At 56.4% G+C, this 424-nt stretch carries 1 protein-coding gene; it reads left to right on the top strand.

What is annotated here, in order from left to right; translation table 11 throughout:
* A partial coding sequence (locus ACGF49_RS24910) for a hypothetical protein (RefSeq protein WP_387493436.1) occupies positions 1-424 on the top strand: 424 nt, incomplete at both ends.

Here is a 424-nt window from a genome sequence, read left to right as displayed (position 1 = left end):
GGCGAAAACGCCGGGCCAGTTTAACAACGACGGCGGCCAGTTAGTGGCGAAGGAAATCCACCTCACGACGCCGGATTTATCCAATCATCAGGGAAAAATTAACCAGACCGGTACTGGTGAACTGGCGCTCCATACCCGTACCCTGAATAACCGTGAGGGGACAGTGTTCAATCAGGGGAAATTGACCCTCACTACTGACCAGCTTAACAACCGTCAGGGCACTATTGCCAGTCAGGGCGAGGACCTGCATCTGACCGCGCATCAGGCCGATAACAACCAGGGGACGGTGCAGTTGGCCGGTCAGGGGCAATTATCGCTCAATACCCAACGGTGGCTGGGTGATAAGGGCAAACTACTGACCAATGGCGCCCTGACGATACAGGCCGGTGAACTGCAACTCAACCACGCCGAAACTCAGGCCGGG

The sequence above is a fragment of the Photorhabdus sp. RM96S genome (assembly GCF_042879335.1).
GTDB classification, from domain to species: domain Bacteria; phylum Pseudomonadota; class Gammaproteobacteria; order Enterobacterales; family Enterobacteriaceae; genus Photorhabdus; species Photorhabdus kayaii.
Note: the sequence above shows the minus strand (reverse complement) of the source record. Positions and strands in the feature narration are given on the sequence as shown.